Annotated in this window: 20 protein-coding genes; 10 read left to right on the forward strand and 10 right to left on the reverse strand. The window is 65.9% G+C overall.

Annotated elements, in window-relative coordinates:
• The first annotated feature begins 75 nt into the window (after nucleotides 1-75).
• From MB901379_RS17660 to MB901379_RS17670, 3 genes are all read left to right on the forward strand, one after another.
• Nucleotides 76-834 carry a hypothetical protein gene (locus MB901379_RS17660; RefSeq protein WP_158017801.1) on the forward strand — a complete coding sequence of 253 codons (759 nt, stop codon included), beginning with the start codon at nucleotides 76-78 and terminating at the stop codon, nucleotides 832-834.
• Nucleotides 835-1,015: 181 nt separating this feature from the next.
• Nucleotides 1,016-4,738, forward strand: coding sequence for a multifunctional oxoglutarate decarboxylase/oxoglutarate dehydrogenase thiamine pyrophosphate-binding subunit/dihydrolipoyllysine-residue succinyltransferase subunit (locus MB901379_RS17665; protein WP_158017802.1), 3,723 nt, complete (start codon nucleotides 1,016-1,018; stop codon nucleotides 4,736-4,738).
• 301 nt (nucleotides 4,739-5,039) lie between these two features.
• Nucleotides 5,040-5,873 carry an SDR family NAD(P)-dependent oxidoreductase gene (locus MB901379_RS17670; protein WP_158017803.1) on the forward strand — a complete coding sequence of 278 codons (834 nt, stop codon included), beginning with the start codon at nucleotides 5,040-5,042 and terminating at the stop codon, nucleotides 5,871-5,873.
• A 96-nt stretch (nucleotides 5,874-5,969) separates the two neighbouring features.
• On the opposite strand, the gene MB901379_RS17675 is transcribed toward MB901379_RS17670, so the two are convergent.
• Nucleotides 5,970-6,830, reverse strand: a complete 861-nt coding sequence (locus tag MB901379_RS17675; protein ID WP_158017804.1) for a glycine betaine ABC transporter substrate-binding protein — start codon at nucleotides 6,828-6,830, stop codon at nucleotides 5,970-5,972.
• Between the two features lie 11 nt (nucleotides 6,831-6,841).
• Nucleotides 6,842-8,035 (reverse strand): NAD(P)-dependent malic enzyme, encoded by a 1,194-nt coding sequence (locus MB901379_RS17680; RefSeq protein ID WP_408632301.1) that lies wholly within the window; start codon nucleotides 8,033-8,035, stop codon nucleotides 6,842-6,844.
• A 337-nt stretch (nucleotides 8,036-8,372) separates the two neighbouring features.
• Between MB901379_RS17680 and MB901379_RS17685 the strand changes: the two genes are divergently transcribed.
• Nucleotides 8,373-10,055, forward strand: a complete 1,683-nt coding sequence (locus MB901379_RS17685) for a PE family protein (RefSeq protein ID WP_158017805.1) — start codon at nucleotides 8,373-8,375, stop codon at nucleotides 10,053-10,055.
• 60 nt (nucleotides 10,056-10,115) lie between these two features.
• Here MB901379_RS17685 and MB901379_RS17690 read toward each other — a convergent pair whose 3' ends face one another.
• Complete coding sequence (locus tag MB901379_RS17690; protein WP_158017806.1) at nucleotides 10,116-11,105, reverse strand: malate dehydrogenase; 990 nt, start codon at nucleotides 11,103-11,105, stop codon at nucleotides 10,116-10,118.
• 184 nt (nucleotides 11,106-11,289) lie between these two features.
• Between MB901379_RS17690 and corA the strand changes: the two genes are divergently transcribed.
• Nucleotides 11,290-12,390, forward strand: a complete 1,101-nt coding sequence (gene corA / locus MB901379_RS17695; protein ID WP_158017807.1) for a magnesium/cobalt transporter CorA — start codon at nucleotides 11,290-11,292, stop codon at nucleotides 12,388-12,390.
• A 31-nt stretch (nucleotides 12,391-12,421) separates the two neighbouring features.
• Here corA and MB901379_RS17700 read toward each other — a convergent pair whose 3' ends face one another.
• Genes MB901379_RS17700 through MB901379_RS17725 form a run of 6 tightly spaced genes read right to left on the reverse strand, consistent with a single transcriptional unit; the run spans nucleotide 12,422 to nucleotide 17,944 of the window.
• Complete coding sequence (locus MB901379_RS17700; protein ID WP_158017808.1) at nucleotides 12,422-13,024, reverse strand: suppressor of fused domain protein; 603 nt, start codon at nucleotides 13,022-13,024, stop codon at nucleotides 12,422-12,424.
• Nucleotides 13,021-14,202: an ABC transporter ATP-binding protein gene (locus MB901379_RS17705; RefSeq protein ID WP_158017809.1), complete on the reverse strand. Its 1,182-nt coding sequence runs from the start codon at nucleotides 14,200-14,202 to the stop codon at nucleotides 13,021-13,023. Before MB901379_RS17705 ends, MB901379_RS17700 begins: the two co-directional genes overlap by 4 nt.
• Nucleotides 14,203-14,206: 4 nt before the next feature.
• Nucleotides 14,207-15,031 carry a carbohydrate ABC transporter permease gene (locus MB901379_RS17710; protein ID WP_158019277.1) on the reverse strand — a complete coding sequence of 275 codons (825 nt, stop codon included), beginning with the start codon at nucleotides 15,029-15,031 and terminating at the stop codon, nucleotides 14,207-14,209.
• A 4-nt stretch (nucleotides 15,032-15,035) separates the two neighbouring features.
• Nucleotides 15,036-15,977 (reverse strand): carbohydrate ABC transporter permease, encoded by a 942-nt coding sequence (locus tag MB901379_RS17715; protein ID WP_158017810.1) that lies wholly within the window; start codon nucleotides 15,975-15,977, stop codon nucleotides 15,036-15,038.
• Complete coding sequence (locus tag MB901379_RS17720) at nucleotides 15,974-17,392, reverse strand: extracellular solute-binding protein (protein WP_158017811.1); 1,419 nt, start codon at nucleotides 17,390-17,392, stop codon at nucleotides 15,974-15,976. Before MB901379_RS17720 ends, MB901379_RS17715 begins: the two co-directional genes overlap by 4 nt.
• A gap of 24 nt (nucleotides 17,393-17,416) precedes the next feature.
• Nucleotides 17,417-17,944: a general stress protein gene (locus MB901379_RS17725; RefSeq protein WP_158017812.1), complete on the reverse strand. Its 528-nt coding sequence runs from the start codon at nucleotides 17,942-17,944 to the stop codon at nucleotides 17,417-17,419.
• Between the two features lie 198 nt (nucleotides 17,945-18,142).
• Here MB901379_RS17725 and MB901379_RS17730 point away from each other — a divergent pair, with 198 nt between their 5' ends.
• The 5 genes from MB901379_RS17730 (at nucleotide 18,143) to MB901379_RS17750 (ending at nucleotide 23,397) form a co-directional block, all read left to right on the forward strand.
• Nucleotides 18,143-18,784, forward strand: coding sequence for a DUF4190 domain-containing protein (locus tag MB901379_RS17730; protein WP_158017813.1), 642 nt, complete (start codon nucleotides 18,143-18,145; stop codon nucleotides 18,782-18,784).
• 79 nt (nucleotides 18,785-18,863) lie between these two features.
• Nucleotides 18,864-20,171, forward strand: coding sequence for a magnesium transporter MgtE N-terminal domain-containing protein (locus tag MB901379_RS17735; RefSeq protein ID WP_158017814.1), 1,308 nt, complete (start codon nucleotides 18,864-18,866; stop codon nucleotides 20,169-20,171).
• Nucleotides 20,168-20,710 carry a DUF1003 domain-containing protein gene (locus MB901379_RS17740; protein WP_158017815.1) on the forward strand — a complete coding sequence of 181 codons (543 nt, stop codon included), beginning with the start codon at nucleotides 20,168-20,170 and terminating at the stop codon, nucleotides 20,708-20,710. Before MB901379_RS17735 ends, MB901379_RS17740 begins: the two co-directional genes overlap by 4 nt.
• A 116-nt stretch (nucleotides 20,711-20,826) precedes the next feature.
• A complete protein-coding gene (locus MB901379_RS17745) occupies nucleotides 20,827-22,197 on the forward strand; it encodes a lytic transglycosylase domain-containing protein (protein WP_158017816.1) in 1,371 nt (456 codons plus the stop codon).
• A gap of 51 nt (nucleotides 22,198-22,248) precedes the next feature.
• Nucleotides 22,249-23,397 carry an Mrp/NBP35 family ATP-binding protein gene (locus MB901379_RS17750; protein ID WP_158017817.1) on the forward strand — a complete coding sequence of 383 codons (1,149 nt, stop codon included), beginning with the start codon at nucleotides 22,249-22,251 and terminating at the stop codon, nucleotides 23,395-23,397.
• 7 nt (nucleotides 23,398-23,404) lie between these two features.
• Here the strand turns inward: MB901379_RS17750 and tatB are convergent, their stop codons facing one another.
• The gene (gene tatB / locus MB901379_RS17755) at nucleotides 23,405-23,812 is read right to left on the reverse strand and encodes a Sec-independent protein translocase protein TatB (RefSeq protein ID WP_158017818.1); all 408 of its coding nucleotides are present in this window, start codon (nucleotides 23,810-23,812) and stop codon (nucleotides 23,405-23,407) included.
• Nucleotides 23,813-23,821 lie beyond the last annotated feature (9 nt).

Here is a 23,821-nt window from a genome sequence, read left to right on the forward strand (position 1 = left end):
CGCAGGGACCCACTGGGGCCTCGACCCGGCACACGGGCGCTAGCCTGAAGGGAGGCCGTTCTCAAGAGAGGCAACATGAGCGCTCGACGAACCACCAAGTCTGAGCCAGACTCGCCGCCGGCTGGCATCGCCGGCCGCCCCAAAGCGTCCACGCGAGCGTTGGCCCAAGTCATCGAACGTAGTTCACACATACAAGGCCCGATGGCGGAGGCGTACGTAGCCCGCCTGCGTCGGGCCCACCCGGGCGCGAGCCCGGCGGAGATCGTCGCAAAAATCGAGAAGCGGTTCCTGTCGGTGGTGACCGCCAGCGGTGCGGCGATAGGCGCCGCGGCGACCTTGCCCGGCATCGGCACCTTGGCCGCGCTGTCGGCGGCCGCGGGCGAAAGCGCGGTGTTCCTCGAGGCCACCGCCTTGTTGGTGCTGGCCCTGGCCTCGGTGTACGGCATACCGCTCGACCACCGCGAACGGCGTCGCGCCCTGGTGTTGGCGGTCCTGGTCGGCGACAACAGCAAGACCGCCGTGGCCGAAGTAATCGGATCCGGACGGACCAGCGGAGGCTGGGTCTCGGAGAGCATTGCCTCGCTACCGTTGCCGGTGATATCGAAGCTGAACACACGTATGTTCAAATACTTCGCCAAACGGTTCGCGCTGAAACGCGGCGCACTCATGTTCGGCAAGCTGCTACCGGCGGGCATCGGCGCGATCATTGGCGCCATCGGGAACCGGTTGGTGGGCAAGAAACTGGTTCGCAATGCGCGCTCGGCGTTCGGCGCCCCGCCCGCCCGCTGGCCAGTAACCCTGCGGGTACTGCCGACCGTTCGCGATGCCGGGTAGAACAGCTTTCCTGGTCTGTCTGGCGAATTACTAGCAAAGCGTTAGCCTTTATGGGGCGGGACCGTTCCGGACCGCCGGGCGGGCGAGGTGCTCTGCCGACCGGGACGAATGCAGTCGCAGGCGTCGAGCGGTGACGCCGGCGGGAGCTCAAAGAAATAAGGAATCGAGGCGAATAGCGGCCGTGGCCAACATAAGTTCACCATTCGGGCAAAACGAATGGCTGGTCGAGGAGATGTACCGCAAATTCCGCGACGACCCCTCGTCGGTCGATCCGAGCTGGCACGAGTTCTTGGTTGACTACAACCCCGAGCAAAATCAGGACACCTCGGTTGACGACAAGCCCGTCACGGCCTCCACGGAGGCAAAATCGCCGTCGCCCGCGGCCACGCCCGCCAAGCCTGTCGACAAGCCGGCCTCCGGCAACGGCGCGCCCGCCCCGGCCGAAACCAAGACACCGGCAGCCGCCCCAACCAAGGCACCTGCTGCCCCGCCCGCCGAGGGCGACGAGCTGCAAGTGCTGCGCGGCGCTGCCGCGGCCGTCGTCAAGAACATGTCCGCGTCACTGGACGTGCCGACGGCAACCAGCGTCCGGGCCGTGCCGGCCAAACTGCTGATCGACAACCGGATTGTCATCAACAACCAGTTGAAGCGGAACCGCGGCGGCAAAATTTCGTTTACCCACTTGCTGGGCTATGCGCTGGTGCAGGGGGTCAAGCGGTTCCCCAACATGAACCGGCACTACCTCGAGGTCGACGGCAAACCAAATGTGGTCACACCGGCTCACACCAACCTGGGCCTGGCCATCGACCTGCAAGGCAAAGACGGCAAGCGCTCGTTGGTGGTGGCGGGGATCAAGCGCTGCGAAACGATGAAATTCGCTCAGTTCGTCACCGCCTACGAAGACATCGTCCGCCGGGCCCGCGACGGCAAGCTTACCGCCGAAGACTTTGCCGGCGTGACGATTTCGTTGACCAACCCGGGAACCATCGGCACCGTGCACTCGGTGCCGCGCTTGATGGCCGGCCAGGGCGCCATCATCGGCGTCGGCGCCATGGAATACCCCGCGGAGTTTCAAGGGGCCAGCGAAGAACGCATCGCCGAATTGGGGATCGGCAAGCTGATCACCCTGACGTCGACCTACGACCACCGCATCATTCAGGGCGCTGAATCCGGCGACTTCCTGCGCACCATTCACGAAATGCTGCTCGCGGACGAGTTCTGGGACGAGATCTTCCGCGAGCTGAGCATTCCCTACCTGCCGGTGCGCTGGCGTCCGGATAACCCGGACTCCATCGTCGACAAGACCGCCCGGGTCGTCGAACTCATTGCCGCCTACCGCAACCGCGGCCACCTCATGGCCGACATCGATCCGCTGCGGTTGGACGGAACCCGGTTCCGCAGCCACCCCGATCTCGACGTGTGCTCCCACGGCCTGACGCTGTGGGACCTCGATCGGGTGTTCAAGGTCAACGGCTTTGCCGGTGCCCAGTACAAGAAGCTGCGCGACGTGCTCGGCTTGCTTCGCGACGCCTACTGCCGCCACATCGGGGTGGAGTACACCCACATCCTCGAACCCGAGCAGCAGGAGTGGCTGGAAGAGCGGGTTGAGACAAAGCATGTCAAACCGACTGTGGCACAACAGAAATACATACTGAGTAAACTTAATGCCGCCGAGGCGTTCGAGACGTTCTTGCAAACCAAGTACGTCGGCCAAAAGCGGTTCTCACTGGAAGGCGCCGATAGCGTCATTCCGATGATGGACGCCGCGATTGACCAATGCGCCGAGCACGGCCTCGACGAAGTGGTCATCGGGATGCCGCACCGCGGCCGGCTCAACGTGCTGGCCAATATCGTCGGCAAGCCGTACTCACAGATCTTCACCGAGTTCGAAGGCAACCTGAACCCGTCGCAGGCGCACGGCTCCGGGGATGTCAAGTACCACCTCGGCGCGACCGGGGTTTACCTGCAGATGTTCGGCGACAACGACATTCAAGTATCACTGACAGCAAACCCGTCGCACCTGGAAGCCGTCGACCCCGTGCTGGAGGGGCTGGTTCGAGCCAAACAGGATCTGCTCGACACCGGCCGGGACGGCAGCTCCGATGCGGGAGAAGCCGAGAAGTTCTCGGTGGTGCCAATGATGTTGCACGGTGATGCCGCGTTTGCCGGCCAGGGTGTAGTCGCCGAGACACTGAACCTAGCCAACTTGCCCGGCTACCGCGTCGGCGGCACCATCCACATCATCGTCAATAACCAGATCGGCTTCACCACCGCTCCGGAGTATTCGAGATCCAGCGAGTACTGCACCGACGTCGCGAAGATGATTGGGGCGCCCATCTTTCACGTCAACGGCGACGACCCGGAGGCGTGCGTGTGGGTGGCGCGGCTGGCGGTGGACTTCCGGCAGAAGTTCAAGAAAGACGTCGTCATCGACATGCTCTGCTACCGGCGCCGTGGGCACAACGAAGGCGACGACCCGTCGATGACCAACCCGAGGATGTACGACGTCGTGGACGTCAAGCGCGGGGTTCGCAAGAGCTACACCGAAGCGTTGATCGGCCGTGGCGACATCTCGATGAAGGAGGCCGAGGACGCGCTGCGCGACTACCAGGGCCAGCTGGAACAGGTATTCAACGAGGTACGCGAGCTGGAGAAGCACGGCGCCCTGCCCAGCGAGTCCGTCGAGTCCGACCAGATGATCCCCGCCGGCCTGGCCACGGCGGTGGACAAGTCGCTACTAGCCCGCATCGGCGATGCGTTCCTAGCGTTGCCGGACGGATTCACCGCCCACCCGAGGGTGCTGCCGGTTCTGGAAAAGCGCCGGGAGATGGCCTACGAAGGCAAGATCGACTGGGCGTTCGCTGAACTACTAGCCCTAGGTTCATTGGTGGCCGAGGGCAAGCTGGTGCGCTTCTCCGGGCAAGACACCCGACGCGGCACCTTCTCGCAACGGCATTCGGTGATCATCGACCGTCACACCCGCGAGGAGTTCACGCCGCTGCAACTGTTGACCACCAACAAGGACGGCAGCCCCACCGGCGGCAAGTTCCTGGTCTACGACTCGCCGCTGTCGGAGTACGCGGCGGTGGGCTTCGAATACGGCTACACCGTGGGCAACCCCGACGCCGTCGTATTGTGGGAGGCGCAGTTCGGCGATTTCGTCAACGGCGCTCAGTCCATCATCGACGAGTTCATCAGCTCCGGCGAGGCCAAGTGGGGCCAGCTGTCCAATGTGGTGCTGCTGCTGCCGCATGGGCACGAGGGGCAGGGCCCCGACCACACCTCCGGGCGGATCGAACGCTTCCTGCAGTTGTGGGCAGAGGGGTCGATGACCATTGCCATGCCGTCGACGCCATCGAACTACTTCCATCTGTTGCGCCGGCATGCCCTGGATGGGATTCAGCGCCCGCTGATCGTCTTCACGCCGAAGTCGATGCTGCGCAACAAAGCCGCGGTGAGCGATATCAAGGACTTCACCGAAATCAAGTTCCGCTCGGTCTTGGAGGAACCCACCTACGAGGACGGTGTCGGTGATCGCGGCACGGTGACCCGGGTCCTGTTGACCAGCGGCAAGATCTACTACGAAATGGCCGCCCGCAAGGCCAAGGACAAGCGCGACGACGTCGCGATCGTGCGCGTCGAGCAACTCGCCCCGCTGCCCAGGCGCCGGCTGCGCGAAACATTGGATCGCTACCCCAACGCCAAGGAGTTCTTCTGGGTACAGGAGGAGCCGGCCAATCAGGGCGCGTGGCCGCGGTTCGGCCTGGAGCTGCCCGAGTTGCTGCCCGAAAAGCTGAGCGGCATTAAGCGTATTTCGCGGCGGGCGATGTCGGCGCCGTCGTCGGGTTCGTCGAAGGTACACGCCGTCGAGCAGCAGGAGATTCTCGACACGGCCTTCGGCTGACATTTCACCCTGGCGGAACGCTCGAAGACAGATCGACTGCGGCGACATGATCTTTACCTGGGCGGCGGGGGGTAAAAGGACTTTATCCGCATTACCGCCCCGGCCAAGGGCGTCGCCGCTACCGCCAGATCCGCCGCTACCGCCTCGCCCGCCCGCGCAAACTAGGCATGCGTTGCGCTAGAAATCGGCGGCTTGGCACGCCACGCACCGCGGGGAGGACCTTCGCCCCGGCACCCGCTGATAGTCAGGACCGCTGGTACCGGTTAACCTCGATCGCAGGCCGACGCGACGGAGGGTGGTTATGGACGGGTTCGCCGGAAAGGTCGCCGTGGTTACCGGCGCAGGATCGGGCATCGGGCGGGCGCTGGCCGTCGAGCTGGCGCGCTCCGCTGCCAAGCTGGCAATCAGCGACGTCGATACCGAAGGACTGGCGCAGACCGAGAAACTAGTGAAGGCGCTCGGCGCCGAGGTCAGGGCGGATCGACTCGACGTCACCGAACGCGAGGCGTTCCTCGTCTACGCCGATGCGGTCAACGAACACTTCGGCAGGGTCAACCAGATCTACAACAACGCCGGTATCGGCCACACCGGTGACGTCGAGGTCTGCCATTTCAAAGACATCGATCGGGTCATGGACGTCGATTTCGGGGGTGTGCTCAACGGAACCAAGGCGTTTCTCCCCTACCTGATCGCGTCCGGCGACGGCCACGTCATCAACATCTCCAGCGTGTTCGGGTTGTTTGCGTGTTCGGGGCAGGCCGCTTATAACGCGGCCAAGTTCGCGGTCCGTGGCTTCACCGAGGCGCTGCGCCAAGAGATGCTGCTGGCCGGGCATCCGGTCGGCGTGACGACGGTGCACCCCGGCGGCATCAAGACCGCGATAGCCCGTAACGCCACCGCGGCCGAGGGACTGGATGCCGAGGAGCTGGCCAAGATGTTCGACAGACGGGTGGCACACACCAGCCCGGAGCGGGCCGCCAAGATCATCCTGGGGGCCGTCCGCAAAAACAAGGCCCGCGTACTCGTCGGCCCCGATGCCAAGGTGTTGGACATCGTGGTGCGGCTGACGGGTTCTGGATATCAGCGGCTCTTCATGCCCGTTCTGGGACGGTTGATCCCCGCGCCCCACCGCTGACGCGTCAACGTCGAGCCTGCGCACACGGCGCCTATCCCTCGGGAATCCGGTCCCTGTGCACAGGCTCGGCGCCGTGGCCGCAGGCTCGGTCCAGACTCAGCGGCCAAGCGGATGCTCGCTCACGAACCCATCGGCCACCACCTGCGGGTCGGCGCCACCGGCCACCAGGCGACGCATCTCGGCCAGGGCCGCGGTGTCCAGCACGCCGGCGACCTCGTTGATCGCCAGCAGCTGCCGCTCTGCCAGAGCGTTGCGCCGATACAGCGGCACCACATTTTCGGCCCGGATCAGCGCGGGCTTGCCGTCGGCCAGCACCACCAGATCGGCGGGAATATCCGGGTTGGCGGTGCTGGTCCAGGCCGCGGTCAGGTGCCCGCCTCGCAGCGCGGCCATCAGTGCGGCGGTATCGGGGAATCCATGCGGCACCGGCAGCCTGCACGTGCCGATCCGATCGGGCGGATGGGCGCCGACGACACTGCCGACCACCAACCCGCCACAGTGGGCGGGCAGCAGGCTCAGGTCGCTGCCGCCCCACACCTTGGCGGTGGCCGCAGTCACCACCAGCGCGGGCTTGTCTTCGGCGGCGGTGGCGTAGTCGCCTGCGGCGATACCCTCGGGCAGCGCCGAGACCATGGCTCGGTAGACCTCTTTGGCTGACTTGTCCGACAGCGCCGGAGAACCCGGCTGCAACGTGTGCAACACCTGACCGGTAAAGGCGGGAACCACGGTGACCGCGCCCGAGTCCAATTTCGACATCGGGTCGGCCGCGGTTTCAGCGCGTGTCGGGAACCCGTATGACCGCAGCGCCGCAACGTAGATGTCGGCCAGCAACATTGACTCGGAGTCGGTGGTGGACCCGACCACCAACTCCGCCGCTGCGGGACGGCCGCTGGTGCCACAACCGGCCACCGCAAGCGCCGCTGACAGCAGCACAGCGGCCATCCTGGCGATGCTCACACCCCGACGCCTCAGGCGTCGGACGCGATGGCCACCGCCGCGGCCACCGCTTCCCCGACGCGTAGGTCCAGCGGACTCGGGACGATCTTGTCGAGCGCGAGGTCGTCGCTGACAACCGAGAAGATCGCCTCGGCGGCGGCCACCATCATCCGTTGGGTGATGCGGCGCGCACCGGCATCCAATGCGCCGCGGAATACCCCGGGAAACGCCAGCACGTTGTTGATCTGGTTCGGGAAATCGCTGCGTCCGGTCGCCACCACCGCCGCGTACTTGGCCGCAACGTCGGGATGGATCTCGGGATCGGGGTTCGACAGCGCGAAGACGATCCCCTCGGGCGCCATCGTGGCCAACAGCGCTTCGGGGACCGCGCCGGCTGACACTCCGAGGAATACCTCGGCTCCGGCCAAGGCCTCGGCCATGCCGCCGACCAGACCGCGGGGGTTGCTGCGTCGCGCCAGATCAGCCTTTACCCGGTTCAGATCTTCGCGCGAGGTGTGCAGAATGCCGCGCGAGTCTAGCACCGTGATGTCCGAAACCCCCATTGCCAGAAGGAGGTTGGTGCACGCGACGCCGGCGGCACCGGCGCCGGAAACCACCGCCCGCAACGACGTCATGTCGCGCCCCAGCAGCTTGCTGGCGCCCATCAGCGCGGCCAGCACCACGATCGCCGTGCCGTGCTGGTCGTCGTGCATTACCGGACAGTCCAACGCCTCGATAACGCGGTGTTCGATCTCGAAGCAGCGCGGCGCAGAGATGTCCTCGAGGTTGACGGCGCCGAAGGTCGGCCGCAGCCGCACCAGGGTTTCGACGATCTCGTCGGGATCCTTGGTGTCTAACACGATCGGGATCGCATCCAGCCCGCCGTACGCTTGGAATAGGCCGCACTTGCCCTCCATCACCGGCAGCGACGCGGCCGGTCCGATGTCACCCAGACCAAGGACCGCGCTGCCGTCGCTCACGACAGCCACCAGCCGGTTCGCCCAGGTGTAGCGCGCTGCCAGCGTGTGATCGGCGGCGATCGCGCGACTGACCTGCGCCACACCCGGGGTATAGGCGATCGACAACGCGCGTTGGGTGTCCAACGGGGACTTCAGCGCTACCGAAAGCTTGCCGCCCACGTGGGCCTGGAAGATCTCGTCGTCATCGATTAAGACCCTTGGGACCTGCGAGTTTGCGGTGGATGAGCCTTGTACGACAGACGGCACGACGTTTGACACAGCATTGAGGGTACGTTCCCTCCGCAAACACGAACCTATGGGCCGGGCACGACCGATCCGCGGGCTAGATCACCGGCGCGGTCGAGTCATTCGTCGGCGCGGGGACCGGCCGGAACCAACTGCCGACCGCCCCACCGGGCATCACGAGGGTCGCAGCCGCCGTCCGTGCTGGCAGGTGTGCACAGTGTGCGGGTCCGCGAGATGGCCAATTGCGAGTAGCATCCCGATCAAACGAGCTTGACCAAATTGCCGACTGCCCATTTAAAGACCGCAAATGGGATGTCCTCCTGCTGACTGTTCGATGTTCACTCAAGGGAGCGCAACGATGTCGCATATGGTGGTAATTCCGGAGTTATTGACCTCAGCGGCAACGGAATTGGAACGCATCGGTTCGACGTTGAGTGCGGTCAATGCGGCGGCGGCCGGCTCCACCACGGGGCTGCTAGGCGCCGGCGCCGACGAGGTATCGGCGGCGGTGGCGGCGTTGTTCGCCGGGCACGCTCACGAGTACCAGACCCTGAGTGCCCGGGCCAGCACCTTCCACGCCCAGTTTGTGCAAGCGCTGACCGGGCATGCGGGATCGTATGTTGCTGCCGAGGCGGCCAACGCCTCGCCACTGCAGCCGGTGTTGGACGTCATCAACACCCCCACTCAATTGCTCCTGGGACGCCCGCTGATCGGCGACGGCGCCAATGGCGGACCGGGCCAAAGTGGCGGAAACGGCGGGCTGTTGTACGGCAACGGCGGCAACGGCGGCTCAAGCACCACCCCGGGCCAGGCCGGTGGCAACGGGGGCGGAGCCGGGTTGATCGGCAATGGCGGAGCCGGTGGGGCCGGCGGGGCCGGTGCGAATGGCGGCGTCGGCGGCAATGGTGGGCTGTTCTACGGCAATGGCGGGACAGGTGGGGCCGGCGGAGCCGCCATGGTCGTAGGCGGCAACGGTGGCAACGGCGGCGCCGGCGGCAATGCCGGATTCTGGGGTAACGGTGGCGCCGGCGGGGCCGGCGCGGCCGGCGCAGTCGGCGCCCACGCGGTAAACCCTGCGCCCCACCAGGTCCAACAAGGCTCCAACGGCGCTGCCGGGCTGGATAATCCGACGGGCAACGGCGCGGACGCCGGGGCCGGCGGCAACGGCATCAACCCCGGAATCGGCGGTGGGGCCGGGGGGCCAGGCGGAGACGGGACCGCGACCGGCACCGTGTCGGCGGGTGCCGGCGGCAACGGCGGAAACGGCGGCAACTTCGCTTCCGGAGGCAACGGCGGCGTCGGTGGCGTAGCCACCAGTAACGGCCCAGGTAACGCGACCGGCGGCACCGGCGGCGACGGCGGCGTTGGCGGCGCCGGAGGCGCCGGAGGTGCCGGAGGCGTCGGTGGCGCCGCCGCCACCACCACCGGCCTCGGCCTCGTTACCGGCGGCACCGGCGGCAACGGGGGCGCCGGCGGCGTCGGCGCCTCAGGCGGGGCCGGCGGCGACGGCGGCGCCGCCACTCAAGTCGGCGGCCCGGCCGTCGGAGGTAACGGTGGTTTCGGCGGGGCCGGCGGTATCGGCGCTTCGGCCGGCGCTGGTGGTGCCGGCGGCTTCGGGGGTACCGGTGGTCGCGGCGGACTCCTGTTCGGCACGGGCGGCGCCGGCGCCCTAGGCGGCATCGGCGGCGACGGCGGCATCGGGGCCCAGGGCGGCCAGGGCGGTGCCGGCGGCAACGGCGGCATCGCGAGCGGCATGGGCGGACCCTTCGGTAGCGGCCTAGGCGGCGACGGCGGGGACGGCGGCAATGGCGGTGCTGGCGGGGCCGGCGGGGCCGGCGGAAACGGCGGCGCCGGCGGGGCCGGGGGCCTATTCGGCCGATCGGGTAGCGCTGGCGCTGGTGGCGCCGGCGGTCTCGGCGGGTCGGGTGGCACCGGCGGCAGCGGCGGCGCCGCGGGCGCCGGTTTCAGCATGGGAACTCCCGGCGCTTCCGGCGCTCAGGGCGCGACGGGTGCGACCGGGCAGCACGGTCTCGACGGCTGACCCGGGCCCCACCGGGCGGGTGCGGGCCCGGTTGCCCGCACCCGTGCTAGCGCAGCGGGCTCAGATCAGCCCGAGTTCGGTGACCGCCTTGCGCTCGTCGGCGAGCTCACCGGTCGTCTTGTCGATGCGCCCACGAGAGAACTCGTCGATTTCCAGGCCACTGACGATCGTCCAGTTGCCGTCCTTGGTGGTCACCGGGAACGACGAGATCAATCCCTCGGGCACGCCGTAGGAACCGTCGGAGATGACAGCCATCGAGACCCAGTCATCTGCGGGCGTGCCCAGCAGCCAATCCCGTGCGGCGTCGACGGTTGCCGAGGCAGCCGAGGCGGCCGACGACGCGCCGCGCGCGTCGATGATCGCCGCGCCGCGTTTGGCGACGGTCGGGATGAAGTCGTTCTCGATCCACGCCTGGTCATTGACCACATCGGCGGCGTTCTTGCCGCCGACCTCGGCGTGGAAGATATCGGGATATTGGGTGGCCGAGTGATTGCCCCAGATCGTCACCTTCTTGATGTCGGTGACCTTGGCGCCGGTCTTTTTGGCCAACTGCGAGATCGCCCTGTTGTGGTCTAGACGGGTCAACGCGGAGAACCGCTCGCGTGGAATGTCGGGGGCGTTGGTCATCGCGATCAGCGCGTTGGTGTTGGCCGGGTTGCCGGTCACTCCCACCCGGACATTGTCCGCGGCCACCGCATTGAGCGCCTTGCCTTGGGCGGTGAAGATCGCGCCGTTGGCTTCGAGCAGGTCACTTCGCTCCATGCCCGGGCCGCGCGGACGAGCGCCGACCAGCAGGGCCAGGTTGACACCGTCGAAGATCTTGTTCGCGTCCGCACCGATTTCGACGCCCGACAGCAGCGGAAACGCACAGTCGTCGAGTTCCATCACCACGCCCTCGAGCGCCTTGAGCGCGGGCTCGATCTCTAGCAACCGCAGCTCGATGGGGCGGTCGGGTCCCAGCAGCGAGCCGCTGGCCAGGCGGAACAACAGGCTGTAGCCGATCTGGCCGGCTGCACCGGTGACGGCGACCTTGAGGGGGCTTGCGCTCACGTCGGTTTGCTCCTTATGGAGGGGTCTGCGTATCGAGTTTGGTTTTCGGGTCGAAACTAGCGCACCCGCGCCGACCCGAAACCTCCAGACCCGCGCCAACGCCTGCGCTGCCGCGTTGACGTGGCAAAACGGCGTAGCATGGAGCACCGCCCGGTCAAACCTGTAATGCGATCGGAGGCTCAGCATGTTCCAGGGCTTTGACGCACTGCCCGAATCGCTTCGAACCGTCGCACGAACGCGGCCGCAACCACCCGATAGCGCTCCCACCCCACCAGCGCCGACATTGGTCGACTGCGGTGTCTACGTCGAAGGCCGGCGAATGCCCGGCAAGTACGAGTACGCCGATGCGTTGAGCGAAGTGCGTGAGATCGAACTGGCGGGCCGAGAGGCATTCGTGTGGATCGGCCTGCACGAACCCGACGAGAAACAAATGCAAGACGTGGCCGATGTCTTCGGGCTGCACCCACTGGCAGTCGAGGACGCGGTGCACGCCCACCAACGGCCCAAGCTGGAACGCTACGACGAGACGCTGTTCCTCGTCCTCAAGACGGTCAACTACGTACCGCACGAGTCGGTGGTGCTAGCCCGCGAGATCGTCGAGACGGGCGAGATCATGATCTTTGTCGGCAAGGACTTTGTGGTCACCGTCCGCCACGGTGAACACGGCGGGTTGTCGGAGGTACGCAAGCGGATGGACGCCGACCCCGAGCACCTGCAACTGGGGCCGTACGCGGTGATGCATGCCATCGCCGACTACGTCGTGGACCACTATCTGTCGGTCACGTCGCTCATGGAGACCGACATCGACAGCATCGAGGAGGTGGCCTTCGAACCAGGTCGCAGGCTCGATGTGGAACCGATCTACTTGCTCAAGCGCGAAGTTGTGGAACTGCGCCGCTGCGTCCATCCGCTGTCGATCGCGTTCCAGCGCATGCAAACCGAGAACAAAGACCTGATCTCCAAGGAACTGCGGCGCTATCTGCGGGACGTCGCCGATCATCAGACCGAGGCCGCCGAGCAGGTGTCCAGCTACGACGAGATGCTCAACTCGCTGGTTCAGGCCGCGCTGGCCCGGGTCGGCATGCAGCAAAACATGGACATGCGCAAGATCTCGGCCTACGCGGGCATTATCGCGGTACCCACCATGATTGCCGGCATCTATGGGATGAACTTCCATTTCATGCCGGAGTTGGACGCGTGGTGGGGCTATCCCGCGGTAGTCGGCACCATGCTGCTTATCTGTGTTTTCCTCTACCGCAGCTTCCGCAGCCGGAACTGGCTCTAGCGTATCGGTGCTTGAGCGGCCGATTCCACAATCAATGTGGTTGTGCCGCTGGGCGGTTTGGGTCAAGGACGTCGACGCCGTCGTTTTGCCATACCTGGCGCATGGCGCTGCCTCCCCCGGCTCCCTTGAGCCGCACCCAGGCCGCCTCGGTCGCCGTGATGGGCGTCGCGGACAGGAACTGCACGGGTTCACGCGGCGGGTCGAGCGGCAGGTCGGGGATGTCGGGGCGGCCCAACAACACCGCGCTGAACGGCACCCGCCCCGATGGTCGGGTCCACAGCGGTGCACCAAGGTCAATCAAGATGTCTGCGGCCAACACCACACCGTCGACCGCGGGTGTGGCCGCCAGTATCGCCAGGCTGCGCGCCAGCCCGGTTGCCGGCTCGGGATTGCGCAAGCTCAACACCACTTCAGCGCGGGGTCCGCGGTGCGGGTCGGCAATCAGTTCGGAGGGCGCTGTCATCGGGTACCGCGAGCAGCCCAGCGACACATAATGCACCAATTCACTTGCCGTGGAACGAAACCGCAGCACTTCGATGGGCTCGGCACCCAGAAACGTCACACTCGCGGAGTCGGGCTGCGTCTCGAAGTGGCCGACCAGGTGGGCGCGTACGAGGTCGAGAATTTTTGTCACCGCGCGGTCGGTATCGTCAGGTTGATACCGGATTCGGCGTCGAAAACGGCCAGTTTTGTGATGTCCATCGCCAGCTCGATCGACTGCCCGATCTCCGCCTTGGACTCGGCGGGGAGCCTTGCCACGAATCGGCTTTTGAGCACTTCCGATCCGCCCGCCATCCCGGCCAGCTCATCGAGTTGAGCCGAGTGCACCGCAGGGCCCGCGGTCGAGAAGTACACGTATTTGTCCGACCCCAGGGATTCCACCAAGTCGGCACTGACCTGGAAGGTCAACGCCTTGATCCGCTGGTAGCCGTCGATCATGGCGGCGTCGGACACATGCTCGGGCCGCACCCCGACAATGACGCTGGCTGGCTTCGGATGCGTTGCAATCGCTTCGTTGACCTCGGGCGCCAGGGTCACCTCACCGAACGGCAGCCGCAGTCCGATCGAGGTCAGCGTCGCCGGGAAGAAATTCATCGCGGGCGAGCCAATGAAACCCGCAACGAACAGATTTGCCGGTTGTTGGTAGAGCGCTTGCGGAGTTCCGATCTGCTGGGCCACCCCGCCGTGCATCACCACCACCCGATCTCCCAGCGTCATCGCTTCGGTCTGATCGTGCGTCACGTAGACGGTAGTGGTGCCTAATCTGCGTTGCAGTCGGGCGATTTCGCCGCGCATCTGGACCCGTAGTTTTGCGTCCAGGTTGGATAACGGCTCGTCCATCAGAAATGCCTTGGGATGGCGCACGATTGCCCTGCCCATGGCGACCCGCTGTCGCTGTCCCCCCGACAACTGCGACGGCTTGCGGTCCAGCAGGTCGGCCAGGTCAAGGATCTTGGCCGTCTCCTCGACCTTCCGGGCGATGTCTGCCTTCTGCAGCTTGGCCAGTGTCAGCGGGAAGGCGATATTTTGACGCACGGTCATATGTGGGTAGAGCGCATACGACTGGAACACCATCGCGATATCGCGGTCCTTGGGCGCTTTTTCGTTGACCCGCTCGCCGCCGATGCGAAGCTCTCCCGACGAGATATCCTCAAGTCCAGCAATCATGTTCAGTGTCGTCGTCTTGCCACAGCCGGACGGCCCAACCAGGATCAGGAATTCGCCGTCGGCAATGGTGATGTTGAGGTCCTGTACTGCCATCGCGCCATCGGGGTAGCGCTTGGTCACGTGTTCCAGCACGATCTCGGCCATCGCGCTACCCCTTCACAGCGCCAGAGGTCAACCCGGCGACAATCCGTCGTTGGAAGATGACTACGAAAACAATAATGGGAACCGTAATCACCATCGCCCCGGCCGCGATCGATCCGGTTGGCTCCTCGAATTGTGAACTGCCGGTGAAGTTGACAATGGCCACCGGAGCGGTGATCGCCGCCTTGGTAGCGGTCAACGACAGCGCAAGCAGCAGATCATTCCACGCGAAGATGAACACCAGAATCGCGGCGCTGACCAACCCGGGCGCGGCTAGCGGCACGATCACCTTGCGGAAGGCCTGACCCGACGTTGCGCCATCCATCTTGGCCGCCTTTTCCAAATCCCATGGCACTTCCCGAAAAAACGCCGAAAGCGTATAGATGGCCAGCGGCAGCGCGAACGTGATGTACGGCAGGATCAGCCCGGGCCAGGTGTTGAACAGCCCGACCTGACGTTCGAAATTGAACAGCGGCGTCACCAGGGAGATCGCCGGGAACATGCTGATCAGTAGCGTAGTCCCGATCAGCAACCGCTTACCCGGGAAGTCAAGCCGAGCGATGGCGTAGGCGGCCATGGCACCGATTCCCACGGCAATGCCCGTGGTAGTCAAGCCGATTCCGATAGAGTTGATCAGTGCGGAGCTGAAAAACTCGCCGCGGAAGATGCCACGGTAGTTGTCCAGGGTTATCGACGACGGAATCAGCTTGCCGTCCTTGACCGTCGATGTCGGTTTGAGCGACAGGCTCAATATCCACAACACCGGAAGCAGCGCGTACACCAAGACCATGGTGTCGATGACGACCCAGATGGCGACTCGGCGCGCGCTCAACCGCTCAGCGCTCATCGACTGCTCCGCCGGGCGCCGCAGCGCCGAACAGCTTGATGAAGATGAATGCGATGAGGCTCACGCAGCCAAAGATCAGCACGCTAATAGCCGAGCCCAGCCCCACATTGAAGCCCTTGAACAAGTTGTTGTACCCCAGGATCGACACCGACGCGGTTTTGTTGGCACCCCCGGTCAGCACGTAGATATTGTCGAAAATGCGAAACGCGTCCATGGTCCGGAAGAGCAGCGCAACGACTATCGCCGGCTTGATGATCGGCAGCGTGACCTTGGTCAGCCGACGCCAAGCGCCGGCCCCGTCGACCTGCGCCGCTCGCAACAGATCTTCGGGAACCAATGCCATCCCGGCCAGTAGCAGCAGCGACATGAAGGGCGTCGTCTTCCAAACCTCGGCAAGCACGACGACGCCCAGCGACGGGATCTGTTGGGTCAGTGGGGCTTGGGTAAGCGCCGAGCCTTGCGGCAGCAGGTTGGCCAGATACCCCGTACCCGGAGTCCAGGCGTAATACCAGCTGTACGACGCGGCCACCGTGACGATGCCATACGGGATCAACACGGCCGTGCGCACCAGCCCTTTGCCGACCAGGGTGCGGTGCATCGCCAGCGCCAGCGCCAGCCCCAGCACGAACTCAAACGTCACCGACACCATCGTGATCCCCAGTGTCACCGCCAGCGCCGTCCACCAGTACCGGTCGGCCAGGATCGTCTGGTAATTGGCCAGCCCGACGAACGCCGTGTCCTCTGGTGCCGTCAACTGGTAGCGCTGCAGGCTCAGCCACACCGCGTAGCCGATCGGATAGCCCGTCACCGCCAGCATCAGCGTCACCGCCGGTGCCACGAGCAGCAATGCCAGTCGCCGTTCGGCCCTGCGGTTGCCGGTGCGCGACAGACTTGCGGCGGCCGTCTGCCGGCCAGGACGGGCAAGGGTCACGGAAGCAGCCCCTTGCCGTCGATGGCCTCTTGCACCCGTATGGCGAGTTCGTCGGCGGTGCGCTGCGGGTCGATCTCGGTGATGGGACTTAGCGCTGCCGCTATTCGGATCGAAACCGCCTGATACACCGGCGTCTTCGGCCGCATCGCCGCGTTGGTGAGCTGTTGGCGAATGACGCGGTACATCGGATAGGTCGCCTGGAATTCCGGGTCGGAATACAGCGAGGTCCGCACCGACGGCAAACCACCTTCGATGGCAAGGTATTTCTGGCTTTGCGCGCTACGCAGGCAACGCACCGCTTCGAACGCTTCTGCTCGATGACGGGTGGTGCTGGCCACCGCCAGGTTCAGCCCGCCGATAGTCACCCTGGCCGGCTGGCCGGGCACGACGCCAGGGTAGGGCGCGAAGTCGAAGACTTTCTTGCTGGCTCGGTAGGCGATGCGGAACTGATCGGCGCTGGGCATGAACAAGCCAATGTCGTTGATGGCGCCGGCCAACTCGGCGTTCTGGTTGAGCGGCAGGAATTGCACACCGCCTTTCATCGCGTTCTCCAGCATCGAGGCCAACACATAGGGCCAGTTGACCTCCAACGCGGCCTTGCCCTGCTCGACGGCTAGCCGCGCGCTTCCCTCGTCGGTCCGGGTGATGGACGGATCGGCTCCGGGCGCCGTGGCGACCGCCTTAAGAATTTGCAGAGCGGCGACGGTGGCGGCCCGGTGCTCCGGGGTGTCGGTCAGCGTGACGTGGCGGCCGTCCCCGGAGAGCACCTGGCCGCCCGCGCTCACCAGCAGCGTGTTGAACCACACCACCAGGCCCTCCCCCTCGTTGGCCTGCACGGCAATCCAGCTGGGCTGGCCGGCCTGGTGCAGGCGGGCCGCCTCGGCCACCATGCCCGTCCAATCACGTGGCGGTTGATTCACCAAATCTGCTCGATACCAAAGCAATTGGGTGTTGGTGGTGACGGGCGCGGCATACAGCTTCTGCTTCCACCCGGCGGTGGCAAGCGGACCGGGCAGGGTATCGACGGCAACGTCGGCCTCGGCCCGTCCCGCCGGATCGGCCGACAGCGGCAGCACCCAGCCCGCCTCGGCGAATTCTGCAGTCCAGATGACGTCGAGTCCCATCACGTCCAGCGTGCGGTCGTTGCCGGTCAGCCGTCGGGCCAGCTGCAGCCGCTGCTCGTCGGGGGATCTGGCCAGACCGATCTGCTGGATGGTGAACCGCCCGCCCAGCCGCTCATTGCAGCGCCGAGCGATCGCGGTAGCGGTCTCCTGCATGCTGGACGGTGTGTAAAGGCTGATCACCAAGCCCGACCCGCCCCAGCCCCCCGACCCGCACGCCGTAACCGCCGATGCGGTGCTGAGCGCCACCAGCACGGTCGCGATCAACTTGCGACGACTCACGCGAGACACCACCGGGTGCGTATCTGGGCTCGACCGTCAGATTGCCAGGCGCGCCAACAAGTCCCGCGCCTTCTCGGCGTTCTGCGGATCGCAAAGTACGTCGTAGCGGCCGGCCACCAATTGCATGGTCGAGCTGAAATCCCGGGTGCCGCGAGCCATCGCGTAAGGAACCGCTGATGTGATCAGCCCGAAGAACACCCCGGCGACCAGGCCGGTGACCAGTGCCGACCATGGGTTAGGGCTGAAAAAGCCGAGCACCAGCCCAATGAACAAACCCAGCCAGGCGCCGCTAAGCACGCCGCCGCCGAGCACCTTGGCCCAGGTCAACCGGCCGGTCACACGTTCCACCTGCATGAGATCGACGCCCACGATGGTCACCTGCTGGACCGGGAAATCCCGCTCGGACAGATAGTCGACGGCGCGTTGCGCCTCGGCATAGGTGGGATACGACCCGACCGGCCAGCCTTTGGGCGGGGTGGGCAATCCAGGGACACCGCGCCGACCGGCGGCCCCAGCGGGGGGTGTGGAACCGGGAACCTGTCCAGGCTGAAATGGGCTAGTCATCGGCTCTCATTATCCTCTGCCCTCCTGTGCGCTAGCCATCGTTTCATCTTGGAGACATCCCCGCACCATCCAGCAACCGCCCGGGCAGCAAATAGTCCAGGCTTGACCAATTTCGCCTGGCAGGGTGTTGCAGGATGGCCTGCAAACTTCAGTTCACGGTCGTCAAACACCGATTGTCCATAAGCTAGGTTGATCACCATGACAGGTCCCGGCGGCTCCTCCGACGAAGACGCCCACGAAGGTGAGGCTCCGCCTTTTCCAGCCGGCGAGCAGGCCTTCGAACAGCCCGGTCCCCCTTCATACGAGGCGCCCTGGGCCGCACCGGGAATGTCGTCACCAGCCGCGGACTACCCGCCACCGCCGCATACGCCGCCGCACCCGGCCGAGTCCGCGGGTTATCCGCCCGATTTCGCCACCGGCTACCCACCGCCGATGTCGACCGACTATCCGCCGTATGGGTCCTATAGCCCCCCGGCCGGGGAGTATCCGGAACCGTCGTACCCGCCGCCCATGGCGCCGCCGTACGGAGGTCCCCCAGGCGGCTATCCACCCCCGTCCTATCCGGCTGGCTACTACCCTGCCCCGGACTACCTGGGTGGGTATGGACCAGCACAACCCGGCACCAATTCCCTGGCGATCGTCTCACTGGTGTCTTCCCTGGTGGGCGTGCTGTGTTGCATCGGCTCGGTGGTGGCCATCGTGACCGGCACGATCGCACTCAACCAGATCAAGCAGACTCGTCAGGACGGCTATGGCCTGGCGGTGGCCGGCATCGTGATCGGCATCGCGGTCCTGCTGATCGGTCTGATCGTCGGAATCTTCAGCATTCCCTCTCGCTAGCAACGCGCTAGGCCCATCGGCACCCGTGGGCCGCCCGGCGCCGCAACGATCCCGCAGCGGGCTGCCTACGCTCTCAACCATGGGATCGGTCAACAGGGTGTACGTAGCGCGGCTCTCGCGGATGATGGTGCTGGGTCCGTTTGGCGAATCGTTCGGGCGAATCCGCGATGTCGTCATCAGCATCAGCATTGTCCGCCAGCAGCCGCGGGTGCTGGGACTGGTGGTTGATCTGGCCACCCGCCGCAGCATCTTCATACCGATGCTCCGCGTCACGGCGATCGAGCCGAATGCGGTGACCCTGAACACGGCCCACGTCTCGCTGCGCCACTTCGAACAGCGGCCGGGCGAAGTTCTGGCGATCGGTCAAGTGCTCGACACGCCGGTGAAGGTCAACGACCCTGACCTACCCGAACTGGCTGCGGCGGAAATCGTGATCACCGACCTGGGGATCGAACAAACCCGAACCCGAGACTGGATGGTGAGCAGAGTCGCCGTCCGCAGCCAACGACGGCTGGGACGTCGAGGGCCGGTGCACATTGTGGACTGGCAAAATGTCCGTGGGTTGACCCCGTCTGCGCTGGCGATGCCGGATCAGGGCGTGGCCCAATTGCTGGACCAGTTCGAAGGACGCCGGGCGGTCGATGTCGCCGACGCGATCCGCGGACTCCCGTCCAAGCGCCGCTATGAGGTGTTCAAGGCACTCGACGACGACCGGCTGGCCGATATCCTGCAGGAACTACCCGAGTTGGATCAGGCCGAGGTGCTGTCGCAACTGGGCACCGAGCGCGCCGCCGATGTGCTCGAAGAGATGGACCCCGATGACGCCGCGGACCTGCTCGGCGTGTTGAACCCGAACGATGCCGAGATATTGCTGACCCGGATGGACCCCGACGATTCCGACTCGGTGCGACGGCTGCTGCAGCACTCACCAGACACCGCGGGCGGCTTGATGACCCCAGATCCGGTGGTGCTTACTCCCGACACTTCGGTTGCCGAGGCATTGGCCAGAGTCCGTGATCCCGACCTGACCCCTGCCTTGTCATCCATGGTTTTCGTGGCGCGCCCGCCGACCGCCACCCCCACCGGCCACTACCTGGGCTACGTTCATCTGCAGCGACTGCTTCGCGAACCGCCGGCGGAGTTGGTGGGCGGAATCGTCGACACCGACCTGCTGACCCTGACACCGGAAACACCGCTGGCCGCCGTGACGCGCTATTTCGCCGCCTACAACCTGGTCTGCGGGCCGGTGGTTGACGACCAGAACCACCTGCTCGGTGCGGTGACGGTCGACGACCTTCTCGATCACTTACTGCCGCACGACTGGCGCGTTGATGTGCAGCAGCTAGACCCCGCCGGCAGACCCGCCAGAACCGGAGGAACCTTGTGAGCAAGTCCCCAGCGACGCGGCGACTGTACACGCCGCGGACATCGCGCAGGTTCACTCCGCGGATGGATCCTGAGGCCGTTGGGCAGATCACCGAATCCATCGCGCGGTTTTTCGGCACCGGGCGCTACCTGCTACTGCAGACGGGGTTGGTGTTGACCTGGATCGCGTTGAATCTCTTCGCGGCGCACTGGCGCTGGGACCCCTATCCGTTCATCCTGCTCAACCTCGCGTTCTCCACACAGGCCGCCTATGCGGCGCCGCTGATCTTGCTGGCCCAGAACCGTCAGGAAAACCGCGACCGCGTCGCCCTCGAGGAGGATCGTCGGCGCGCCGCACAGACCAAGGCGGACACCGAATACCTGGCGCGCGAGCTGGCCGCCTTGCGGTTGGCCATCGGTGAGGTCCCAACTCGCGACTACCTACGCCACGAACTGGAAAATCTGCGCACGCTCGTCGAGGAATTGCAACCAGCGCGGCCGGAAGCGGACCCCGCCCAGGCGCCGGACGGAACGGAGCGACGGACAAAAAAATCCGTTTGAGAACCGACTACCCCATTGCGCCACTCGTGTCACAAGAGTTATGTATGGTGATCTAGTTCACGAAGCTAACCAAACGTAGTTTTCCCGACGGCTCACACAACCTGAGGACGGCCGAGGTGCGCATAGGGGGACGCTGGGGTGCCCGCCCGGCCGTCGCATTGGTGCGACAAGGTGCCCTTTGCGTAGTGAGATCGCCGGTATTCGGCATCGCCATGATCGCCCCACTGGTATTTGCCGGGGCGGTCGGCGCTGCGGCACCCGCATCCCGCGCAAAAATCCCGCGGGTACAGGCCGCCGTTACGCCGGTGGCCGCGGTCGCCCCGACCCCCGTCGTCGACCTGTCCGGCCCAGCCGTCATCGCCGTCGAACGTCCGCCGACCAGCTTCCACTTCGCCGAGACCACCGGCTCTGCTCCACCGCCGGCAATGGTCGTGAATTCGCCCGGTGCACTGGGTATTCCGGTCATGGCGCTGACCGCGTATCGCAACGCCGAGCAGAAGATGGCCGTGGCCGCGCCGGGTTGCGGCATCAGCTGGAACCTGCTGGCCGGCATCGGACGCATCGAGTCGATGCACGCCAACGGCGGGGCGGTTGACGAGCGCGGCACCGCTGTCAGCCCGATTTACGGCCCCGCGCTGGATGGCACGCTGCCCGGCAACGAGATCATCATCCAAAGCAAGGTGGGCAATCGGGTCACCTATGCCCGCGCGATGGGCCCGATGCAGTTCCTGCCCGGCACCTGGGCCCGCTACGCCGTCGACGGCGACAACGACGGGGTGCCCGACCCGCAAAACATCTTCGACTCCACGCTCGCCGCCGCACGGTACCTGTGCAGCGGCGGACTCAACCTGCGGGATCCCGCGCAAGTCATGGCCGCCATCCTGCGTTACAACAACTCGATGCCGTACGCCCAGAACGTCTTGGGCTGGGCGGCGGCCTACGCCACCGGTGTACTCCCGGTCGACCTGCCGCCGATCACCGGCCCGCCGCCACCGATCGGTGATGCGCACCTCGAGCAATCCGAGGGGCTTGGGCCCAATCTGCCGTTGAACGCCAACGGCCTTGGGATCAACGACCCGGCGGGGCACATGCCGCTGATCAACTTTGGCCCCCCGCCGGTGCCCGTCGCGCCCCCGCCGATGTTCCCCTGGCTGCAACCCACCCCACAGCCACAGGCGCCCCAACCCGGCTGCACACTGATCTGCATAACCCCGCAAAGCCCGCCAGAACCACCCCCAGTGGGCGGGCCGATGCCGTTCGGCATCATGCCGCCGCCACCTCCTCCAGCTCCTCCAGCGGCGCCACCAGCGGATCCGCTGGCCCCGCTGGGCGGTCCCGCGCCGGCCAACCCAGCACCTGCGCCGCCCAACCCCGCACCGGGTGCATCCGCGCCGGCCAACCCCGCACCAAAGCCGGCCGGGCCTCCGCCGGCACCGACACCCAATCCACCGGCACCCGGCGGGCCGGTGCTCACGCCGATCAGCTGACCGCTCGACTGGCCGTCCCGGCCGAGTCGGCGCCGCCTAGACTCGGCAGTGATGTCCGCAACTCGAGATGACGCCGATCTGACCGCCACCATCCGCGCCGCGCTGGCCAAAGTGATTGATCCCGAACTTCGGCGCCCCATCACCGACCTCGGGATGGTCAAAAGCGTCGACGTCAGCCCGGACGGCGCGGTTCATGTCGAAATCTACCTCACCACCGCGGCGTGCCCCAAGAAGTCGGAAATCAGCGATCGGGTCGCCCAGGCGGTGGGCGACGTTCCCGGCACCGGAGCCGTGCGCGTCAGCCTGGATGTGATGAACGATGAGCAGCGTACCGAGCTGCGCAAACAGTTGCGCGGCGACGCCCGCGAGCCCGTCATCCCGTTCGCTCAGCCCAGCTCACTGACCCGGGTGTATGCGGTCGCGTCCGGCAAGGGCGGTGTCGGCAAATCCACCGTCACGGTCAACCTGGCTGCGGCAATGGCCGCCCGCGGCCTGTCGGTCGGCGTGCTGGACGCCGATATCCACGGCCACTCCATTCCCCGGATGATGGGCACCACCGACCGGCCCACGCAGGTCGAATCGATGATCCTGCCGCCCATCGCCCACGAGGTGCGGGTCATCTCGATCGCCCAGTTCACCCAAGACAACACGCCCGTGGTGTGGCGCGGGCCCATGCTGCACCGTGCGCTACAGCAGTTCTTGGCCGACGTGTACTGGGGTGACCTGGACGTGCTGCTTCTCGATTTGCCGCCCGGGACCGGCGACGTCGCCATCTCGGTGGCTCAGCTAATCCCCAACGCCGAAATTCTAGTGGTGACCACGCCGCAGTTAGCCGCCGCCGAGGTGGCCGAACGGGCCGGCAGCATCGCGCTGCAGACCCGCCAGCGGATCGTCGGCGTAGTGGAAAACATGTCCGGACTGACCCTGCCGGACGGCACCACCCTGCAGGTGTTCGGCGAAGGCGGCGGTCAGCAGGTTTCCGAGCGGCTGACCCGCGCGGTGGGCGCCGACGTGCCGCTGCTAGGTCAGATTCCGCTGGACCCCGCACTGGTGAACGCGGGCGACTCGGGTACACCGCTGGTCTTGAGCGCGCCCGATTCCGCGGTGGGCAAGGAATTGCTGAACATCGCGGACAGGTTGGCCGCACGGCGACGCGGACTGGCGGGCATGTCATTGGGGCTGGACCCGACCCGACACTGAGCGCTGCTCAGGTGGCATCCGAGTCAAACGGTGGGCGAGCCGGCTCGTCCGCGCCATGTTGCGCCTCTGGGGTACCGGCCGCCTGCTCCACCGGCTGCGCCGCGCTGGCAGCGGCGGGGGTGTCAAAGTTGCCGGTGAAGATGGAGTCATCGCCGTCGAGGAGGTGCTTGGTCAGCGCCGCGCGTGGGGTCATGCCCCGCAGCTTCTGCAGCTCACCGAGCTGGCCACGCAGATCGTCGAATTCGGGCCCCATGTCCTCGCGGAGTTGGCTGGTGACGCCGCTGAGATAGTCCCGCGCCTGGCGGAGCGCACCTGCCGTCCAGCGGATGGCTCCGGGCAACCGCTCAGGCCCAAGCACTACCAGCCCGACCACAACAAGTACGAGCATTTCCCCCCAGCCTATGTTGGCGAACACCAGCGGAAG

Origin of the sequence: Mycobacterium basiliense, from assembly GCF_900292015.1 — a bacterium.
In the GTDB taxonomy this organism is placed as follows: domain Bacteria; phylum Actinomycetota; class Actinomycetes; order Mycobacteriales; family Mycobacteriaceae; genus Mycobacterium; species Mycobacterium basiliense.

Coding starts and splice junctions, on each gene's coding strand:
- MB901379_RS17750 (WP_158017817.1), top strand. CDS start 22,249: ATGTCCGCAACTCGAGATGACGCCGATCTGACCGCCACCATCCGCGCC.
- MB901379_RS17685 (WP_158017805.1), top strand. CDS start 8,373: ATGTCGCATATGGTGGTAATTCCGGAGTTATTGACCTCAGCGGCAACG.
- MB901379_RS17730 (WP_158017813.1), top strand. CDS start 18,143: ATGACAGGTCCCGGCGGCTCCTCCGACGAAGACGCCCACGAAGGTGAG.
- MB901379_RS17725 (WP_158017812.1), bottom strand. CDS start 17,944: ATGACTAGCCCATTTCAGCCTGGACAGGTTCCCGGTTCCACACCCCCC.
- corA (WP_158017807.1), top strand. CDS start 11,290: ATGTTCCAGGGCTTTGACGCACTGCCCGAATCGCTTCGAACCGTCGCA.
- MB901379_RS17670 (WP_158017803.1), top strand. CDS start 5,040: ATGGACGGGTTCGCCGGAAAGGTCGCCGTGGTTACCGGCGCAGGATCG.
- MB901379_RS17660 (WP_158017801.1), top strand. CDS start 76: ATGAGCGCTCGACGAACCACCAAGTCTGAGCCAGACTCGCCGCCGGCT.
- MB901379_RS17735 (WP_158017814.1), top strand. CDS start 18,864: ATGGGATCGGTCAACAGGGTGTACGTAGCGCGGCTCTCGCGGATGATG.
- MB901379_RS17705 (WP_158017809.1), bottom strand. CDS start 14,202: ATGGCCGAGATCGTGCTGGAACACGTGACCAAGCGCTACCCCGATGGC.